The sequence below is a fragment of the Janibacter cremeus genome, assembly GCF_013409205.1.
GTDB classification, from domain to species: Bacteria; Actinomycetota; Actinomycetes; order Actinomycetales; family Dermatophilaceae; genus Janibacter; species Janibacter cremeus.
This window is the reverse complement of the sequence record NZ_JACCAE010000001.1, coordinates 1,012,150-1,026,989: the sequence shown is the minus strand read 5'-3', so window position 1 is coordinate 1,026,989 and position 14,840 is coordinate 1,012,150. Positions and strand designations below refer to the sequence as shown.

Genomic DNA, 14,840 nt, shown 5'->3' with positions numbered 1-14,840 from the left:
AGAAAGAGCCATGACCAACCAGATTCCCTTCGACACCGCATTCAACTTCGTGCCCCGGGCGGCGCGACCGACCAAGCCCCGCACCCACGGCATCACCGAGATCCGGGCGCCGTACTACTCCACCTTCGGCACCCGTCACATGCAGGACGTCATGGACGTCGCCGGCCAGTGGGTCGACGGCATCAAGTGGGCCGGGGGTTCCTTCGCCCTCGTCCCGCCGGAGCAGGTGCGCGCCTTCAGCGACATCGCCCACGAGCACGACGCCTACGTCTCCTCGGGAGGCTGGATCGAGACCGTGCTGCGCTATGGCGACGACGCGGTCGACCAGTACCTCAAGGAGGCCAAGGACGTCGGCTTCGACGTCATCGAGATCTCGACCGGGTTCATCATGCTGCCGACCTCCGGCCTGCAGCGCCTGGTGGAGAAGGTCACCAAGGCGGGCCTGAAGGCCAAGCCCGAGCTGGGCATCCAGATCGGCTCCGGCGGCGACTCGAGCGAGGCGGAGCTGGCCGCCGAGGGCGCCAAGGACATCGGTGACCTGATCGACCGGGGCAGGAAGGCTCTGGAGGCCGGCGCCGAGATCATCATGATCGAGTCCGAGGGCATCACGGAGAACGTGGGCAGCTGGAACACCGGCGCCGCCGCGTCGATCATGAACGGCCTGGGCATCGAGAACGTGATGTTCGAGGCCGCGGACGGCCCGGTCTTCGAGTGGTACGTCAAGAACTACGGCAACGAGGTCAACCTCTTCGTCGACCACAGCCAGATCCTCCAGCTGGAGGGGCTGCGGCAGAACATCTGGGGCAACAAGTCGACCTGGGGCCGCATCATCAACCCGGCCTGACCGGGCTCACTGCGAGGGTCGGACTCCACGACGGAGCCCGACCCTCGATCCGTGTCCGGGTCGGTCAGCCGTCGTGGCGGAAACCGAGCTTGATCGTCACCTGCCAGTCCGCGACGGCGTCACCGTCGACGTGCCCGCGGATCGACTCGACCTCGAACCAGTCGAGGTTGCGCAACGTCCGCGACGCCTCGCCGATGGCGTTGTTGACCGCCGCCTCGACGCCGTCGGGCGACGTGCCGACGATCTCGGTGATGTTGTACGTCCTGTTCGCCATGAGTACCTCCTGGTCGACCCGGCGAGGGCGCCGGGAGCCATCACGCTAGTGGAGGAGGGCGCGGACGTACACGGGTGCGCGCAGGAGTCCTGGCCGCCCGTCAGTGCACCGACCCGAGCTCGACGAGGAGGACGCCGGTCATGATCAGCGCGATCCCCAGGAGCATGACCCGGGTGAGTGGCTCGCCGAAGAACACCTGCGAGCCGATCGCGGTGAGGGCGACGCCCGCGGCGGCCCAGATCCCGTAGGCGACGCCCAGCGGCATACCGTGGGCCAGGGTCGTGGCGAGCCCGGTGAAGGCGACCAGGTAGCCGGCGGCCACGGCTGCGTACCAGAGCGTCGCGCCGGTAGCGGCGAGGCGGAGGGAGAGGGTCCCGGCGACCTCGGCGACGACTGCCACCGCCAGCAGGAGCCACGCGGTCACGAGGTCGTCTCCGGTACGGCGTCGATCTCGTGCGACCCGAGCTCGACCAGCAGGACGCCGGCGATGATCAGCGCGATGCCGATGCCCATCAGGCCGGTGAGGCTCTCGTCGTAGATCACCGACGACAGCGTCGTCGTCAGCACGACGCCGGTCGCCGACCAGATCCCGTACGCCACCCCGATGCCCATCCCGCGGCGCAGCACGGCAGCCAGGAGGGCGAAGGCCGCGGTGAACCCCGCGGCGACGACGAGGTAGAGCACGGGCCGATCGAGGGCGGCCTTCAGCGAGAGGGAGGCCGTCACCTCGCACACGATCGCGGCGGCCAGCAGGAGCCACTTCCTCACGTGCACTCCGATCCGGCTCTCGACATGGTCGCGACCCTACCGGCGTCAGCTCATCGCGTGGCCGGCCCCTCCGCGGATGCCATGACCGGGGCCTTCCTGCCGCGGGTGATGGCGAAGCCGAAGGCCGTGGCCAGCAGGTACATCAGCAGCGAGTAGACCGCGCTCGGCATGGCGACGGTCGTGCTGCCCAGGATGCTGATCGCGATCGTGAGCGCGATCGTCGTGTTGTGGATGCCGATCTCCATGGAGGCGGCAACGGCCTGTGCGTGGGACAGGCGCAGCAGCACGGCCGAGCCGTAGCCGATGGTCAGGCTGAGCACGCAGAAGAGGCCGGTGACGAGCCCGACCTGGGAAAGGTAGTCGAGGATGTTCTCCCGCTCCTGCAGCACCGCGCCGATGATGATCGCGACCAGGACGACGATGGAGAAGATCCGCACGGGCCGGTCGGCTCGCGCGGCGAGGTCGGTCCGGCGGCTGCGCACGGCCATGCCGATCGCCACGGGCACGAGCACCAGGGCGACGACACCGGCGACCTTGCCGAATTGCAGGCCGAGCTCGCCCTCGGCGCCGAAGTGGCGGATCGCGAAGTTCGTGATGAGCGGGATCGTCAGGGCGGCGAGCACCGAGTTGATGGCGGTGAGCGTGATGTTCAACGCGATGTCGCCTCGGAAGAGGTGACTGAAGAGGTTGGCCGTGGTCCCGCCCGGCGACGCCGCGAGCAGCATGACGCCGACGGCGAGGAGCGGCGAGAGGTCGAACGCCTTCACCAGTGCGAAGGCCACGACCGGCAGGACCAGCACCTGCACCGCGAGCGCCAGCACGACGGCCTTGGGCTGACGACCGATGCGCGCGAAGTCGCCCGGGGTCAGCGACAGGCCCAGACCGAACATGATGATGGCCAGGGCGACCGGCAGGCCGACCGTGATGAGCTCGGAGTCCATGGCGGAACGATCGCACAAAAAGTTACTGATAAGTAGGGATAGCCGTTGCGGGTCGGGGACGAGGCGAGCAGGATGGCTGACATGGACGAGGTGAGCGACCGCGTCGACCAGGCCTTCGCCCGCACCCCGCGCCCCGGCTTCCTGCCGACGCAGCAGCGCCACCGCGCGGCGCAGGACGGGCCGGTGGCCATCGGCGACGACCAGACGAACTCCCAGCCCAGCACCGTCGCCGCGATGCTGCGTCTGCTCGACGTGCGTCCCGGACAGCTCGTGCTCGACGTGGGCAGCGGATCCGGCTGGACGACCGCGCTGCTGGCCGACCTCGTCGGCCCCGACGGGCAGGTCATCGGCGTCGAGCGCATCCCACGACTCGTGCAGACCTCCCGCACCGCGCTCGCCGGCTTCGACCGTCCGTGGGCGCAGGTGCGCCGGGCCGAGCCGGACGTGCTCGGTGTCCCCGGCCACGCCCCCTTCGCCCGCATCCTCGTCTCTGCGGAGGCGGACGAGCTGCCCGAGGCACTGCTCGACCAGCTCGCCCCCGACGGGGTCATGGTCATCCCGGTCGCGGGGGAGATGCTGCGGGTGGTCGCGCAGCCGGCCGGTCGCCGGGTGACCCGGCACGGCCGGTACCGGTTCGTGCCGCTGATCTCCTGACGGAATGGACGAGCGCGACGGGAGTGTTGACCCCGGTATGCGTGCAATGACCTATGACCGATATGGAGATGACGACGAGCTGCGGATGGTCGAGCGCCCCGACCCCAAGGTCGGCCCGGCCGAGGTGCGTGTCCGCGTCACCCGGGCGTCGGTGAACCCCGTCGACTGGAAGGTGATGTCCGGCGGCCTCGACCCGCTCATGGACGCCCGTTTCCCGGTGGTCCCCGGCTGGGACGTCGCCGGAGTCGTCGACGCCGTGGGGCCGGACACCCCGGAGTTCGTCCCCGGTGACCGCGTCGCCGCGTACGCCCGCAAGCAGGTCGTCTCCGCCGGCACCTTCGCCGAGTACGTCACCGTCCGTGTCGACGACGTCGCCGCCGTGCCCGACGGGGTCGGCGACGACGTGGCCGCGGCGCTCCCCCTGACGGGGCTGACCGCCCTTCGTGTCCTGGAGACCCTCGCGGTGACGAAGGGGGACACCCTCCTGGTCCACGCCGCCTCCGGAGGCGTCGGTCACCTCGCCTGCCAGCTCGCGGTGGCCGCCGGCGCCACGGTGATCGGGACGGCGTCGCCGGCCAACCACGACAAGCTCGCCGCCATCGGCGTGACCCCGGTGGCGCACGGGGACGGGCTGGCCGAGCGGCTCGCCGAGGTGGCGCCGGACGGCGTGGACGCCGTGGCCGACCTCGTCGGTGGGGTCCTCGACGTCTCGCTGGCGGTCCTGCGCGATGGCGGCCGCCTGGCCTCCGTCGCCGACCCCGGCGTCGAGGAGCACGGCGGCCGCTGGGTCTGGGTGCGCCCGGACGGCCAGCGGCTGGGCGGGCTCCTCGACGAGGTCGCCGAGGGGAGGCTGACCGTCGACATCGACCGCACCTTCCCGCTGGAGCGGGTCGCCGAGGCCTTCGCCCTGAGCCGCGAGGGCGGTGCCCAGGGCAAGCTCGTCATCGAGGTCGACTCCGCGGGCTGACCGGACGACGGCGGGTCGCGATGCTGCCGATGGTGGCCAGCAGCACGGCCAGTCCCTCGGCGAGGGCGCTGAGGAGCTTCTTGTCGGACCACGTGGGGTCGTACATCGACGGGATCGGCCCGAGTGTGGGCACCGCGACGTAGGTGTACAGCAGCACCGGGACGAACGCGCTCAGTGCCACCACCGCGGCCAGGATGTAGGCGAATCGGCGCCCGGTGGCCAGCAGGATCACCGCGGCCAGCCCGGCCGCGATCGCCTGCGCGCGGAAGAGGGTACCGCCGCCGATACCCCCGGGCGCGGCCAGCTGCATCGCGTCGGCCAGCTGCACGTGCACGACGCAGTCCACCGCCAGGGCTGCGACCACGAGGACTCGGAGCGTGAGCTCGCCGACCCGGCTCATTCCACGACCAGCGTCGAGGTCATGGCCGGGTGCGGGATGCAGTGGAAGGCGTACTCGCCGGCGGACTCCGGTGCCGTGAAGGTCACCGTGGCGCCGGGCTCGACGGCAACGTCGAAGGTGTCTCCGGAGTCAGCGGTGACGGTGTGCCCGACCTCGTCGGAGTTGGTCACGGTGATCTCTGCACCGGCGGGGACCGAGTCGGGGACGGAGTAGGTGAAGTCCGAGATGGTGATGGTGACCTCGTTGGACTCGGACTCGCCCGGAGTCGTGGTCGTGGCCGAGCCCCGTCGGACGACATCGCAGCGGTTGTAGCGTGGGCAGGTGAGCCTGCTCCTCCAGCTGTCCGCCTGGGTCGTCTTCGCGGCCACGTGGGCAGGGTTGCGGGACGAGGAGCGGCTGCAGCAACCGCGTCGGGGCATCCTCGCGCTCTGGTGCGTGGTCGCGGTCCCCTCGCTGCTGCAGTTCGCCGTTGCCGGGATGCTGGAGTCCGGCCGACGGGAGAGCGCGGCGATCCTCGCCGGCCAGTGGTGGCGCCTCGTGACCTCGATGGTCCTGCAGGACGGGGGCTGGTACGGCACCGCCTTCAACCTCGTCACGTTGGCCTTCACCCTCCTGCTCGTGCAGCCGGTGGTCCGGACCGGGGTGGCGGTCGTCCTCTTCCTCGTCGGTGGGGTCGTGGGCAACGTCCTGACCGTGCTGACCTTCGGCGACACCGGGGCCGGCAACTCGATGGCGACGATGTTCCTCGCGGTGACCGCGCTGGCGCTCGCGAAGGACCGTGGGCCGCGCCGCCTCGTCGCGTTCGGGGTGGTCGCGGCACTGGCCGTCGTCATGCTCGTCCTCGGCGACGTCCACGGCCTCGCCCTGACCGCCGCACTCGTGGTCGCAGCTGCGCTGGCCATCGTCAATCGGTGACCCCAGGTGCGACGAGCCACCATGGGTGCCAGAGTTGGGTCATGGTCGTCAGCACAGTCGTCAGCGCCACAGCCGTGATCGATGCCCCCGCGGAGGTGGTCTTCGAGCAGATCGCCGACCCGGCGAAGCAGCCCGACTGGGACGGCAACGACAACCTGCGGGAGTCGGAGTCCGGGCAGCGAGTGCACGCCGTCGGTGACGTCTTCGTGACCATCACGACGAGGGGCCACGAGAGGCACAACCACGTCGTCGAGTTCGAGGAGGGACGCCTCATCGCCTGGCGGCCCGCCGAGTCCGGTGCGCAGCCCTTCGGCCACCTGTGGCGTTGGGAGGTGCGGCCACTCGACGACGACCGCACCGAGGTCACCCACACCTACGACTGGACCGACCTGACGGACGAGAGTCGATTCCCGCGGGCCCGCGCGACGACCAGCGAGCGCCTGCAGGCCTCCGTGGACCGACTGGCACAGGTGGTCGCGACCTGAGGACGACGACGGGGACGGGTCCTCGCCCTCGCCGCTGGCACCATGGGCGGCATGGACGCCGCACCGCCGCCCGCAGAGCCCGACTCCACCGCCCGGACCCTCGTCCTGGGGGCCGGGTGCTCCGAGGGCGAGTACGACCTGCCTGGCGTCGGGGCGTGATGGACCGCCTCCGCGAGATGGTCGCGACCCTGCACCCCGGGTCGTTCGCCTTCGTCATGGCCACCGGCATCGTCTCGGTCGGGATGAACCAGCAGGGCTTCGTCGTCGTCTCCCGCGTCCTGCTGGGGATCGGCCTGGTCGCCTGGGCACTGCTGCTCGTGGCCCTCACGCTCCGGTGCGTCTTCCATCGCGACCGGGTGGTGGCCGACCTGCACGACCCCGTCGTGGCCTTCGGCTTCTTCACCGTCGTCGCCGGGACCGACGTGCTGGCCGTGCGCCTGGCCGACAGCTATTGGCAGGGCAGCGCCGCGATGCTCGCCTTCGCGGTGGTCGTCGGGCTGTTCCTCGGCTATGGCGTCCCTTGGGCCGCCGCGCTCGGACGCGAGGAGCGTCCGGTGCTCCAGCACGTCAACGGCACGTGGTTCATCTGGGTCGTCGCGAGCCAATCCGTTGCCACCGCAGCAGCCAGCATCGAACCGCTCGTGACGACCGGGCGGGACGAGATCGCCGTGCTCGCCGTGGCCGCCTGGTCAGTCGGCATCGTGCTGTACGCCGCCTGCGCCGTCTTCGTCGCCCTGCGGATCCTGCTCTACCCCTTCGCTCCCGCCGACCTCAACCCGCCCTACTGGGTCTCGATGGGCGCCATGGCCATCACCGTCGTCGCGGGAGCGAAGATCGTCGAGATGGACTCCACACCGATCATCGACGCCACCTCCGGGCTCATCGGCGGGTTGTCCGTGCTCGGGTGGGCCTGGGCCACGTGGTTGATCCCGGTGCTCTTCGCCGTCGGTGTGTGGCGTCACCTGATCCATCGGATCCCGGTGACCTACGAGGCGACGTGGTGGAGCATCGTCTTCCCCCTGGGCATGTACGCCGTGGCCGGCATGTACATCGGTCGTGCGGACTCCCTCCCGATCGTCGAGGCGATCGGCGCCGCGTGGCTGTGGGTCGGAGCGGCGGCCTGGCTCTTTGCCACGGTCCAGATGGTTCGCTCCGTTGTGGCCAGGCGCTCCGGGACGGGCGTACGGTCGGCGACATGACCACTGCTGATCAGGTGCATGTCCGCTCGGTCCGCGACGAGCCGGCCAGCGGCGATGGCCACCGGGTGCTCGTCGACCGGATCTGGCCCCGCGGGGTGAGCAAGGAGGCCGCCGCCCTGGATGACTGGCTCAAGGACGTCGGTCCCTCCACCGAGCTGCGCAAGTGGTTCGGTCACGACCCCGAGCGCTTCGACGAGTTCGCCACGAAGTACGCGCAGGAGCTGAAGGGCACCGACGCGTGGCAGCAGCTGCAGCAGATCGTCGCCGACCACGGCCGGGTGACACTGCTCTTCGGCGCGGCCGACCGCGAGCACAACCAGGCGGTCGTCCTGCAGGACCTGCTCACCCGCTGACGGCAGCTCCACCGGCACCGGGCGAATGTTCCGGTGCTCGACAGCGCCGGCGTGGCGCTGGTCCGAGAGATCATGGCGGCACCGGACCCCGGACCGTCACCCGCGCGTGTCTGGCCGCGTGGGTGGGGTGAATCAGGTGATCCTCGCCGCCATCTCGTCGTCGACGAAGACCGGTTTGGCCACGCGCAGACCGGCCAGCGTGATGCCCAGCCCGCTGAGCATGAGCAGGACGAGCACGAGGGTCCACCCTCCGGTGGCGGCGTGGAGCACCCCGACGGCGAGCGGGCCGAAGCCGGCCAGGAGGTATCCCACCGGCTGCACGAAGCCGGACAGCTGCGCAGTGACGCGTGGATCCCGGGAGCGGGCAGTGATCAGGGCGATCGCCGTCGGGAAGGCGAAGCCGGAGATGCCGAGCAGCCCCGCCCACAGCCACGGCAACGTCGCCGGCGCGACGAGCAGGCCGAGGTACCCTCCGGCGGCGAGGACGCCGAAGGAGACCATCCACGCAGACAGGTGGCGGCCGCGGTCGATGATGGTCGGCATGAGCAGCCCGCCGAGGATACCCAGACCGGTGACGATGGCGGTCAGCGCACCGGCACTCGTCGCCGACAACCCGGCATCCCGGTAGATCTGGGGCAACCAGCCGAACTGGACGTAGGCATTCATCGACTGCATGCCGAAGAGTGCGGTGAGCGCGATCGCGGTCGGGGAGTGGGCCATCCGCCCGTTCACGACGCTGTCGGTGCGCCGGTGCACGCGGTCCTTGGCGCTGATGACCAGCCACGGCAGCAGGGCCAGCAGGGCGACCAGGCCCCAGACGGCGAGGGCGCCGCGCCACTGCCCCGGGACGATCGACGCGAGAGGCGCCGTGACCAGCGCTCCCATCGCGCCACCGATCGTCAGGCCCATGCTGTAGATGGTCATCAGCCGCACGCCGCCGTCACGTGAGTGCGCCTTGATCCATGCCGGGACGAGGACGTTGCCCAGACCCATGCCGGCCAGGCCGATCGTGGTGAGCCCGATGAAGACCATCGAGGAGTCGGTCAGGACCCGGGCCAGCAGGGTGAGGACCAGGGCGACGACACCGATCGTGATGCCCTTGGACAGGCCGACCCGGTGGGCCAGGCTGACGGCGACCGCGCCGGCAGCGGCGAAGGTGAACCCGGGCATCGCGGTGAGGAGGCCGGCGACCGTGGGGCCGAGCGACAGTGCGGTGCTCAGCTCCTCGAGGAGAGGGCCGATCGACGTGGCGCCGGGGCGCAGGTTGATCGAGATCAGCGCGACGCCGATGACGATGAGCACTGCGGGGAAGGGAGGCCCCTGTCGGGTGTCGTGGTGGGCGCTCATCATCAAGGGTCTATCACCCCCGCGTGGCGGGCGCCCAACCGGCCCGGGGAGGATCCCATCTAGGATCTGCACATGCTCGATCAGAGGGACCACCGCGTGCCGACGTGGGACGAGTATTTCCTGGGGATCGCCGACGCCGTCGCGGCGCGGGCCAAATGCACCCGGCGTCGGGTCGGCGCGGTCCTGACGATCGAGCACCGCATCATCGCCACGGGGTACAACGGCGCCGCACCCGGTGAGCCCGACTGTCTCGAGGGTGCCTGTCCGCGTGGGCAGCTCGACTACGACGTCGTCCCGGGCCTGGGTGACTACGACCGCCCCGGGACGCCCGGCTTCTGCATCGCGATCCATGCCGAGGTCAACGCGCTCCTCTTCGCCACGAGGGACACCAAGGGTGCGACGGCCTACATCACCGACCCGCCCTGTCCGGGGTGCCGCAAGGCACTTGCCGCGGCCGGCATCATCCGTGCCGTGTGGCCCGACGGCTCCCACGACCGACACGGCCTGACCCACTGGTCGTGACCTCGCGGGGATGGGATCATGCAGGCATGACCACCGACGCGAGCATGCAGGACACCCCGACTCCACCCGGGGCCGTTGTCGCCGCCATCGACGGCAGCCACCGTGACCCCGCCGTCCTCGACTGGGCCGCAGCCGAGGCCGTGTCGGTGGGCGCGCCCCTCCACCTCGTCCACGCCGTCGACCTCGGGACCCCGCTGTCCGCCTATGGCGAGCTGCTGACCAGCCCCGACATCGTCGACAAGGTCGAGCAGGAGTCCGTGCGCGTGGCCACCGATGCGAAGGCGCGCGTGGCCGGCACCCACCCTGACCTGCCCGTGACGACCGCCCTGCCGACGGGGGCGCCGGCGGGCGGCCTGCTCAACGCCTCCGACGGGGCACGCCTGCTCGTCGTCGGCTCCGCCCGCAAGACCAAGGCCGAGCGGATCGTCCTTGGCACGACCTCGCTGAGCGTCGTCGCCCACTCGCCCTGCCCGGTCGTGCTCGTCCCGGAGGACAGCGAGATCACCGGTGACGGCCGCGTCGTCGTCGGCATCGACGGCAGCCAGCACAGCCGACTGGCCTTCCAGCACGCCCTCGAGGCCGCGGCCCTGCGGGGCAAGTCGGTCACGACCGTCACCTCGTGGAACGTCGAGGTGGTGGGTGGCGTCGTCGTCACCGAGCCGGGATCGCCCGAGTGGGAGAGCGTCGACACCCGCTACCGCGAGATGGCCGAGGCCACCGTCGCGCAGATGCGTGCTGCCCACCCGGACATCGAGGTCACCGTCGAGGTCCACCACGGCCGTGCCGCCGACACCCTCGTCGAGGTCGCCCAGGGCGCCGACCTGCTCGTCGTCGGATCGCGTGGCCGCGGCGGTTTCCGCGGGATGCTGCTCGGCTCGGTCTCCCAGCGTGTGCTGGGCCGGGCCACCGTCCCCGTCGCGGTGCTGCACCAGCAGTAGGACGCCCGGAGCGGAACGCACGAAAGGTGCTCCTGCCACATCCGTGGGACGTGCTGTCGGATGAGGGCCCGGACGTCGTGTGCTGACCGGGTGACCGCGCGCTGGCCGGGACACAACGCGGCCCGGTTCAGGTTTCCCGGCCACGACCGGGTGATCCGGCCCGAAGAGTGCTGCTGGGAGCGGACGAAGGGAGGGGCTCCCCCTGCCCACGCGAGCGACCGTTGGGGGTGGTCCGGCTCAGGCCGAAGTCCGCACCGTGTACCCGGGCCAGGCATGCACCCGGTCGTGCGGACTTCGCGCCAAGGCCCGCCGCCAACGCTCGCTCGCGTAGAAGCGCAGGGCCAGGAAGGCCGCGGAGAGTCAGGTCAGGCCGAGTGCTCGGCGTGGAAGCGAGCGATCGCCTCCGCGCCCTCCTGTGTGTCCTGGGGCCGATGCCCGGTGTTGCGCAGGACGAGGTGCTCGGCACCCTTCTCCGCCAGCGCCTCGGCGACCTCGGTGTAGAGCGGCCAGCGGTCGCCGGTGATCACCAGCGTGGGCACCAGCCGCAGGGTGTCCGCGCGCAAGGGGATCTCCCACGGGGCAGGAGTCGTGCGCATGCGTGCGGCGACCTCCTCGCTCGTGGCGGGGTCGAGGTCCGGCGGCGGTGCGCCCATGCCTGCGGCGAAGCGCTCGAGGAACTGCTCTCCCGTGACCTCCGGGTCGTCGGCGATGGCGAAGACGGGGGCCAGCGCCCTGACGTGCCGCTCGACGTGGCGGCCGCCGCGGGCGAGGTCGAAGCATGCCGGCCCGATGAGCACGAGGCTGCGCAGCTGGTCCGGGCGTCGTTGCGCGGCCAGCACGGCCGTGACGGTGCCGTAGGAGTGCCCGATGACGTGGCCGCGGCCACCGAGGGCCTCGATGACCCGGTCGGCGTCGCGCTCGGGCTGGTCGGCCCGTCCGGTGCGCCGGAGGAAGACGTGGTCCGGGTCCTGTGCCGCGGCCTGCAGCGGCCAGGCCTCGGGCCCGCTGCGGCCACGCCCGTGGACGAAGACGGTTCGTACCGTCGGCTTGATGATCGGCATGTCAGGCCCTCGGTCGCAGCCGGCCGCCGGGCAGGGCGGGGGCGGGAAGGGGGTCGGGCTGCCCCGTGGGGAAGGGACCGAAGCGCTCCGGTCCGGTCATCGGCTCCGCGCCGATCTCGCTCATCCACCGCTGGCGGGCGGCGACGATGTCGTCGTGGCTGCGGCCGACGAAGTTCCACCACATGACGATCTCCTCCCCGAGGGGCTCACCGCCGATGACGAGCAGACGCGCACCCGTGGCCGAGCGCAGGGTGATGCGGGTGCGTCCGGGGGCGAGGTAGCCGACTTCGGCCAACTCGAGGGCCTGCCCGTCGACGGTGACGTCGCCGTCGTCGAGGAGGACGGCGTGCTCGTGGCCTTCCGGGACGTCCAGGACGGTCTCGGCGTCGGCATCCAGGAGCAGCTCAGCCCCGAGCAGCGGGGTCGGTGTCGCGACCGGTGACTCGACGTCGAGCAAGCTGCCGAGGAAGACCCTGGCGATCCCGCCGGGGACGTACATCGGCTCGGGGACGTGGTGGACGAAGGAAGGGTCGGTGCCGACGTCCCGCTCGGGCAGGGCGAACCACAGCTGCACGCCGTGCAGGGTCGAGGTCTGCGGGGTGGAGAACTCGGAGTGGCTCACGCCCCGGCCGGCCGTCATGAGGTTCAGCTCGCCCGGGCGGACGATCGCGTGCACACCGGTGGAGTCACGGTGCTCGATCTCGCCGGTGAAGAGCCACGAGACCGTCGCCAGCGCGGTGTGCGGGTGCCGGGGGACGACCATCCCGCCCGTGGCCGAGACGTCGTCGGGACCGTAGTGGTCGAGGAAGCACCACGCGCCCACGAGGGAGCGTGCGCGGGAGGGGATCGTGCGGCGGACGGACATCGCGCGCGGTCCGCCCAGGGGCACCTCGCGCGGTGTGAGGATCTGCATCACCGTCCTCACGCTACCCGCGCGCCGGTGGACGAGGTGGACACGGGCGTCGGCGCTACAGGAGGGTGGCCGGGTGAGCGACGAGAGGACCCTGCTGGAGGAGCTGGCCGAGGCCTGTGGGGTCTCCACGCAGTGGTGGGACTGGCAGGGGGAGCGGCGCGCGGTGCCGGCCTCCTCCCTTCGCGCCGTGCTGTCCGCCATGGGTGAGGAGACCGACGACGAGAATGCCCTCGCCGCCTCCCTCGAGCGCGCTCGCACGCTCCCGTGGCGCCGGACCCTGCCGCCGACGGTGGTGCAGCGCGCAGGGGAGACCACCCGGGTGCTCGTCCACCTCCACCACGGCAGCGCGGTCACCCTGTCCGTCCGGTGCGAAGGGGGAGACCGGCGCCTCCTGGAGCAGGTCGAGCACACCGTCGAGCCACGGGAGATCGACGGGCAGTGGATCGGGGAGGCCGCCTTCGAGTTGCCGGCGGACCTGCCGCTGGGCTGGCACGCGCTCGTGGCCGAGCCGGAGTCCGCACCGCTGCTGCCCGGCAGCGAGCGAGGCGTCCTCGTCACCGTCCCGACCCGGCTGGAGTTGCCCCAGATCGTGCAGGAGGAGCCGCGCGGTGGGCTGCTGACGCAGCTGTACCAGGTGCGCAGCCGCGGCAGTCAGGGCATCGGTGATCTGGGCGACCTCGTCACCCTGGGGGAGTGGGCCGCGCGGGAGCACGGGCACGACTTCGTGCTCGTCAACCCGCTGCACGCGGCCGAGCCGGTCGCTCCGATGGAGCCGTCGCCGTACCTGCCGACCTCGCGGCGCTTCGTCAACCCGATCTACATCGACCTGCGCGACCTGCCCGACGCGGACGCGCTGCCGGGCGCCGCCCGAGCGGAGATCGCCGAGCTCGCGGCTCGTGGGCAGGCGTTGAACGACACCGACAGCATCGACCGTGACGCCGTCTGGGACGTCAAGCGCCGGGCACTGCGCATCGCCTTCCGGCACCTCGGGCCGCACCATGACGCCCACGTCGCTGCGCTGCGCGAGGAGGAGGGGTCGGCGCTGCTCGACTTCGCGACGTGGTGCAGCATCGCCGCCGTCCACGGCACGCAGTGGGAGAGTGACTGGCCGGCGGAGCTGCACGACCCCGGCAGCGCTGCCGTCGAGGCTCACCAGCGGGCCCACGAGGAGGAGATCGCCTTCACGATCTGGCTGCAGTGGCTCGTGCGCCACCAGTTGGCCGGCGCACGGGAGGCGCTGCGCGCCGGTGGCATGGGGATCGGCCTCGTCGGCGACCTGGCCGTGGGTATCCACCCCGAGGGGGCCGACTCGTGGGCGCTGCAGGATGTCCTCGCGCGCGGGATCGCCGTCGGCGCACCGCCGGACCAGTTCAACCAGCTCGGCCAGAACTGGTCCCAGCCCCCGTGGCGGCCGGACCGACTCGCGCAGGTGGGGTACGCACCCTTCCGCGACATGCTGCGCGCCGTCCTGCGGGACGCCGGAGGACTGCGCGTGGACCACATCATCGGCCTGTTCCGCCTGTGGTGGGTGCCCGAGGGGCACGAGCCGGGCGAGGGCGCCTACGTGCGCTACGACCACGAGGCGCTCATCGGGATCCTGGCGCTCGAGGCCGCGCGCGCCGGGGCGCTCGTCATCGGGGAGGACCTGGGCGTCGTCGAGCCGTGGGTGCGCGAGCACCTGGTCGAGCGGGGAGTCCTGGGGACGAGCGTCATGTGGTTCGAGTGGGCCGACGGTCGGCCCCGGCCGCCGGAGGACTATCGCGAGCTGTGCCTGGCGACCGTGACCACCCACGACATCCCGCCGAGCGCCGGGTACCTCGCTCTGGAGCACGTGGCGATCCGCGAGCGACTCTCCCTGCTGACCCGGCCGGTCGAGGAGGAGACGGCGGCGGAGGAAGGGAACATCCTGGCCATGCGCGAGGCCCTGACCGAGCGCGGGCTGCTCGAGTCCCCCTTCGCCTGTGTCGACGCGGTCGTCGCCGCCATGCACGCGTGGCTCGCCCTGACCCCGGCCCGGCTGCACGGGTACGCGTTGACCGACCTCGTCGGCGACGTCCGGGCGATCAACCAGCCGGGGACCGACGAGGAGTACCCGAACTGGCGGCTGCCGCTGGCGGGGCCGGACCGGGTCCCGCTCCTCCTCGAGGACGTCGTCAGCGGGCCGTGAGGGTTAACCCTGCATCTCCTGCGGATGGTGGCGGGGTGGTCTCCGAAGAGTCACAGTTGTGTCTCACCGCACACGTGTCCATGGAATTTGGC

19 protein-coding genes are annotated in these 14,840 nt (G+C 71.4%); 10 read left to right on the top strand and 9 right to left on the bottom strand.

Annotated features, from left to right (window positions below):
* Positions 1-10 precede the first annotated feature (10 nt).
* Entirely contained in the window at positions 11-844 is an 834-nt protein-coding gene (locus BJY20_RS04715) for a phosphosulfolactate synthase (RefSeq protein ID WP_185990471.1), read from the top strand.
* A 64-nt stretch (positions 845-908) separates the two neighbouring features.
* On the opposite strand, the gene BJY20_RS04710 is transcribed toward BJY20_RS04715, so the two are convergent.
* From BJY20_RS04710 to BJY20_RS04695, 4 genes are all read right to left on the bottom strand, one after another.
* A complete protein-coding gene (locus BJY20_RS04710; protein ID WP_185990470.1) occupies positions 909-1,118 on the bottom strand; it encodes a dodecin in 210 nt (69 codons plus the stop codon).
* Positions 1,119-1,218: 100 nt separating this feature from the next.
* Positions 1,219-1,542 (bottom strand): SMR family transporter, encoded by a 324-nt coding sequence (locus tag BJY20_RS04705; RefSeq protein WP_185990469.1) that lies wholly within the window; start codon positions 1,540-1,542, stop codon positions 1,219-1,221.
* Positions 1,539-1,886: an SMR family transporter gene (locus BJY20_RS04700; RefSeq protein ID WP_185990468.1), complete on the bottom strand. Its 348-nt coding sequence runs from the start codon at positions 1,884-1,886 to the stop codon at positions 1,539-1,541. The genes BJY20_RS04705 and BJY20_RS04700 overlap by 4 nt, the downstream gene beginning before the upstream one ends.
* Positions 1,887-1,936: 50 nt before the next feature.
* Positions 1,937-2,827, bottom strand: coding sequence for a bile acid:sodium symporter family protein (locus BJY20_RS04695; protein ID WP_185990467.1), 891 nt, complete (start codon positions 2,825-2,827; stop codon positions 1,937-1,939).
* Positions 2,828-2,908: 81 nt separating this feature from the next.
* Here BJY20_RS04695 and BJY20_RS04690 point away from each other — a divergent pair, with 81 nt between their 5' ends.
* Positions 2,909-3,481, top strand: coding sequence for a protein-L-isoaspartate O-methyltransferase family protein (locus tag BJY20_RS04690; RefSeq protein ID WP_185990466.1), 573 nt, complete (start codon positions 2,909-2,911; stop codon positions 3,479-3,481).
* A 37-nt stretch (positions 3,482-3,518) separates the two neighbouring features.
* On the top strand, positions 3,519-4,448 hold the full coding sequence (locus tag BJY20_RS04685; RefSeq protein WP_185990465.1) for an NADP-dependent oxidoreductase: 930 nt from the start codon (positions 3,519-3,521) through the stop codon (positions 4,446-4,448).
* Here BJY20_RS04685 and BJY20_RS04680 read toward each other — a convergent pair.
* Together BJY20_RS04680 and BJY20_RS04675 are read right to left on the bottom strand one after the other, a co-directional pair.
* The gene (locus tag BJY20_RS04680) at positions 4,423-4,848 is read right to left on the bottom strand and encodes a hypothetical protein (protein ID WP_185990464.1); all 426 of its coding nucleotides are present in this window, start codon (positions 4,846-4,848) and stop codon (positions 4,423-4,425) included. The genes BJY20_RS04685 and BJY20_RS04680 overlap by 26 nt on opposite strands.
* Positions 4,845-5,216 carry a cupredoxin domain-containing protein gene (locus BJY20_RS04675; RefSeq protein WP_221935245.1) on the bottom strand — a complete coding sequence of 124 codons (372 nt, stop codon included), beginning with the start codon at positions 5,214-5,216 and terminating at the stop codon, positions 4,845-4,847. Before BJY20_RS04675 ends, BJY20_RS04680 begins: the two co-directional genes overlap by 4 nt.
* Between BJY20_RS04675 and BJY20_RS04670 the strand changes: the two genes are divergently transcribed.
* The 4 genes from BJY20_RS04670 (at position 5,170) to BJY20_RS04655 (ending at position 7,800) form a co-directional block, all read left to right on the top strand.
* Positions 5,170-5,763, top strand: coding sequence for a hypothetical protein (locus BJY20_RS04670; RefSeq protein ID WP_221935244.1), 594 nt, complete (start codon positions 5,170-5,172; stop codon positions 5,761-5,763). The two genes, BJY20_RS04675 and BJY20_RS04670, sit on opposite strands and share 47 nt — an antisense overlap.
* A gap of 41 nt (positions 5,764-5,804) precedes the next feature.
* Entirely contained in the window at positions 5,805-6,248 is a 444-nt protein-coding gene (locus tag BJY20_RS04665; protein ID WP_185990461.1) for an SRPBCC family protein, read from the top strand.
* A 158-nt stretch (positions 6,249-6,406) separates the two neighbouring features.
* Complete coding sequence (locus BJY20_RS04660) at positions 6,407-7,447, top strand: tellurite resistance/C4-dicarboxylate transporter family protein (protein WP_185992463.1); 1,041 nt, start codon at positions 6,407-6,409, stop codon at positions 7,445-7,447.
* A complete protein-coding gene (locus BJY20_RS04655; RefSeq protein WP_185990460.1) occupies positions 7,444-7,800 on the top strand; it encodes a DUF488 domain-containing protein in 357 nt (118 codons plus the stop codon). The genes BJY20_RS04660 and BJY20_RS04655 overlap by 4 nt, the downstream gene beginning before the upstream one ends.
* Positions 7,801-7,932: 132 nt before the next feature.
* Here BJY20_RS04655 and BJY20_RS04650 read toward each other — a convergent pair whose 3' ends face one another.
* The gene (locus BJY20_RS04650; protein WP_185990459.1) at positions 7,933-9,147 is read right to left on the bottom strand and encodes an MFS transporter; all 1,215 of its coding nucleotides are present in this window, start codon (positions 9,145-9,147) and stop codon (positions 7,933-7,935) included.
* Between the two features lie 72 nt (positions 9,148-9,219).
* Between BJY20_RS04650 and BJY20_RS04645 the strand changes: the two genes are divergently transcribed.
* Both BJY20_RS04645 and BJY20_RS04640 read left to right on the top strand, forming a co-directional pair.
* A complete protein-coding gene (locus BJY20_RS04645; protein WP_185990458.1) occupies positions 9,220-9,669 on the top strand; it encodes a deoxycytidylate deaminase in 450 nt (149 codons plus the stop codon).
* A gap of 26 nt (positions 9,670-9,695) precedes the next feature.
* Positions 9,696-10,607, top strand: a complete 912-nt coding sequence (locus BJY20_RS04640) for a universal stress protein (protein ID WP_185990457.1) — start codon at positions 9,696-9,698, stop codon at positions 10,605-10,607.
* 365 nt (positions 10,608-10,972) lie between these two features.
* Here BJY20_RS04640 and BJY20_RS04635 read toward each other — a convergent pair whose 3' ends face one another.
* Positions 10,973-11,668, bottom strand: coding sequence for an alpha/beta fold hydrolase (locus BJY20_RS04635; protein ID WP_185990456.1), 696 nt, complete (start codon positions 11,666-11,668; stop codon positions 10,973-10,975).
* 1 nt (position 11,669) lies between these two features.
* Positions 11,670-12,581 (bottom strand): pirin family protein, encoded by a 912-nt coding sequence (locus BJY20_RS04630; RefSeq protein WP_185992462.1) that lies wholly within the window; start codon positions 12,579-12,581, stop codon positions 11,670-11,672.
* 73 nt (positions 12,582-12,654) lie between these two features.
* On the opposite strand from BJY20_RS04630, the gene malQ reads away from it, so the two are divergent.
* Positions 12,655-14,748 (top strand): 4-alpha-glucanotransferase, encoded by a 2,094-nt coding sequence (gene malQ / locus BJY20_RS04625; RefSeq protein WP_185990455.1) that lies wholly within the window; start codon positions 12,655-12,657, stop codon positions 14,746-14,748.
* Positions 14,749-14,840: the final 92 nt, after the last annotated feature.

Coding starts and splice junctions, on each gene's coding strand:
- BJY20_RS04680 (WP_185990464.1), bottom strand. CDS start 4,848: ATGAGCCGGGTCGGCGAGCTCACGCTCCGAGTCCTCGTGGTCGCAGCC.
- BJY20_RS04660 (WP_185992463.1), top strand. CDS start 6,407: ATGGACCGCCTCCGCGAGATGGTCGCGACCCTGCACCCCGGGTCGTTC.
- BJY20_RS04630 (WP_185992462.1), bottom strand. CDS start 12,581: ATGCAGATCCTCACACCGCGCGAGGTGCCCCTGGGCGGACCGCGCGCG.
- BJY20_RS04665 (WP_185990461.1), top strand. CDS start 5,805: ATGGTCGTCAGCACAGTCGTCAGCGCCACAGCCGTGATCGATGCCCCC.
- BJY20_RS04710 (WP_185990470.1), bottom strand. CDS start 1,118: ATGGCGAACAGGACGTACAACATCACCGAGATCGTCGGCACGTCGCCC.
- BJY20_RS04645 (WP_185990458.1), top strand. CDS start 9,220: ATGCTCGATCAGAGGGACCACCGCGTGCCGACGTGGGACGAGTATTTC.
- BJY20_RS04650 (WP_185990459.1), bottom strand. CDS start 9,147: ATGAGCGCCCACCACGACACCCGACAGGGGCCTCCCTTCCCCGCAGTG.
- BJY20_RS04640 (WP_185990457.1), top strand. CDS start 9,696: ATGACCACCGACGCGAGCATGCAGGACACCCCGACTCCACCCGGGGCC.
- BJY20_RS04695 (WP_185990467.1), bottom strand. CDS start 2,827: ATGGACTCCGAGCTCATCACGGTCGGCCTGCCGGTCGCCCTGGCCATC.
- BJY20_RS04715 (WP_185990471.1), top strand. CDS start 11: ATGACCAACCAGATTCCCTTCGACACCGCATTCAACTTCGTGCCCCGG.
- BJY20_RS04690 (WP_185990466.1), top strand. CDS start 2,909: ATGGACGAGGTGAGCGACCGCGTCGACCAGGCCTTCGCCCGCACCCCG.
- BJY20_RS04685 (WP_185990465.1), top strand. CDS start 3,519: ATGCGTGCAATGACCTATGACCGATATGGAGATGACGACGAGCTGCGG.
- BJY20_RS04655 (WP_185990460.1), top strand. CDS start 7,444: ATGACCACTGCTGATCAGGTGCATGTCCGCTCGGTCCGCGACGAGCCG.
- BJY20_RS04635 (WP_185990456.1), bottom strand. CDS start 11,668: ATGCCGATCATCAAGCCGACGGTACGAACCGTCTTCGTCCACGGGCGT.